At 55.5% G+C, this 2,070-nt stretch carries 2 protein-coding genes; both read right to left on the bottom strand.

Going from position 1 to position 2,070, the window contains the following annotated elements; translation table 11 throughout:
* On the bottom strand, positions 1-313 hold a 313-nt coding region (locus G533_RS0119250), incomplete at its 3' end, for a hypothetical protein (protein ID WP_027951299.1).
* 114 nt (positions 314-427) lie between these two features.
* Entirely contained in the window at positions 428-1,498 is a 1,071-nt protein-coding gene (locus tag G533_RS23070) for a replication initiator protein A (RefSeq protein WP_051230711.1), read from the bottom strand.
* Between the last annotated feature and the right edge of the window lie 572 nt (positions 1,499-2,070).

The following is a 2,070-nucleotide window of genomic DNA, read 5'->3' as shown; positions in this document are numbered from 1 at the left end:
CCCCGCCGTGCAGGGATTTCACTTCGTTGTAGATGGGGACGATCACCAGGTCGGACTGCCGGATCGCCGAAGTGATGGAGTGTGAATGCGCGGAGATAGAGCCCGCAAGGTCAAAGACGATGTCGATGTCATCGGGTATCTCCGGGAAGCTCTCGCTGAGATCCAGCGCCAGCAGGCGCTCGTCGGGGATGAAGGTGTCGTAGACGTGGAAGGCCTCATTGGTCCCGATCGCGTACTCCCGATCCAGGGCAATGTTGGTGGCGATGGGCGTCTTACCCGCCGCCCCTTTGGCCTGGTATACCGTGATTTTCATCTGCGCCGCCTTCGCGTGGTCTTTGGATAGTTTTATTTTTAATGAAATACACGAAAATATCAAAAGTTACTTAACTATAAATATTTTTGATAATATCGAAACTATAAATAGTTTCTAAAACATTTTTCCTTGCCGGTTCCGTCCCAGCTTGTTTTTGCAGAAGCCGAGGAAGGCGGCATCCGGGTCCTGCAGGGGAGGGCACTCGGTGTCGATCCACCAGTTCACCCACTCTGCCTGCCAGTCGTAGACATCCTCGCCGCGGGGCAGCATGGCCTGGATCTGGATGAGGGTCTCAGGGCGCACGAAGGGCTTCCTCTCGGCGTGCTTACGCTCCTTCCACCACTGCTCCCGGTTCCGGAAGACCACGGTGTCCGCCTCCTCATCGAAGGCCAGTTCGTAGTCCGGCAGGTGGTTGTGCTTGGCGATGTTCTTCACCAGGAGCCGGAACTTCTTCTCCGGGCTCTGTGATCCGCTTTTCTTGTGGAGGAGGGAGAGGGTGATCTTCCATTCGGCCTGCTGGCCGCAGTGTTTGCGGGCGATCTCGTAGATCCGCCGCTCCAGCGGCTTCCTGAGCCGGAAATAGTCCCGGTTGAGGGTCAGGACGGCATGATTGCGTATCGCGTCGAACACCCAGTCAGAGATCGTCAGCTCGACCCAGAGCAGGCGCCCGTTGAGGCCGTTCTTGCGCCGCACTGACCCTTGGTCAACCAGGCCGAAGTTGGCGTACTCCTCCTCGTCACCGTAGGTGATGTTGGTGCTGATACGAGTGCCCGCCAGGCGGTCGATGGCCTCGCACATGGCGCTGTAGTCGCGCCCCGAGGTGCCCCGGTTGGTGAAGATCAGCATGTCATGGGCGTTGATGCGGATACGCCGGTCGACCTTCTTGCCCTCGTTCAGCTTCGCCATGATCTGGGAGATGGCGTAGATCAGGATGTCCTTGTCGTAGATCGTCGCCAGGCCCTTGTGGGAGGGGATGACTTCCAGCCAGTTGCCGTTGTGCTCGTAGCGCCGGACGTTCATCTCGGGCTTCTTCGAGAGGGAATAGAAGGGGTGTTCCATCTGCGGCATGATGTCCTTGAGGACCGCATCGGCCACGTCGCAGATAAACAAATCGCTCTGCGGATGCTTGTCCGGCAGGAGCTGATCGGCGGGCTGCAGGGCCTTATTCGTGGTATCAGGAACCATGGCCCAGTTTCGTGGTATCAGGAACCCGTGTCAAACATTCGTGGTATCAGGAACCTTACATAGGGCAGGGAGGAACAGCCAAAATACTTTCGTGGTTTTAGGAACCGAAATCAGGATTTTAGGAACCGATTTTCGTGGTTTTAGGAACCGACTTTCGTGGTTTTAGGAACCAGGCTTCATTTTTTATTGTGTGATTTCAATGGCTTGGGAGCCATTTTGACCCCCTTAACACAGTATTTAACACTTACTTAACTCTATTCTTAACACTTGCCCCTGTGGATAACTCTTTTCCCGCCCTTAACACACCACACTGGGGCGTAGATCCAGCCCAAAGAGTACCTGGCTACGAACCAGGTACTCCATCGGGTAGAGCAGTTGGCTTTTAACCAGGTGCTCTGTCGGCAGTGGCTGTCGCACCAGTCCATCATGGGATCAACTGTCATCACCAGGAGAGCGCAACACTGGCAGTGTCGAGGCCTATCAACGGCGGTAGGGCACAACCTTGCCAATTAAGGTCGCTCGACACCTCACCGTCCAATGAACAAAAAAGATAAAGATAATGCGCAGGGGAG

The organism is Haliea salexigens DSM 19537, assembly GCF_000423125.1.
GTDB classification, from domain to species: Bacteria; Pseudomonadota; Gammaproteobacteria; order Pseudomonadales; family Halieaceae; genus Haliea; species Haliea salexigens.
The sequence above is the reverse complement of the archived record's forward strand: the minus strand, read 5'-3'. Positions and strand labels throughout refer to the sequence as shown.

What these genes read in the sequence shown, in the direction of transcription:
- G533_RS23070 (WP_051230711.1), bottom strand. Translation starts at nt 1,498, where the DNA reads ATGGTTCCTGATACCACGAATAAGGCCCTGCAGCCCGCCGATCAGCTC.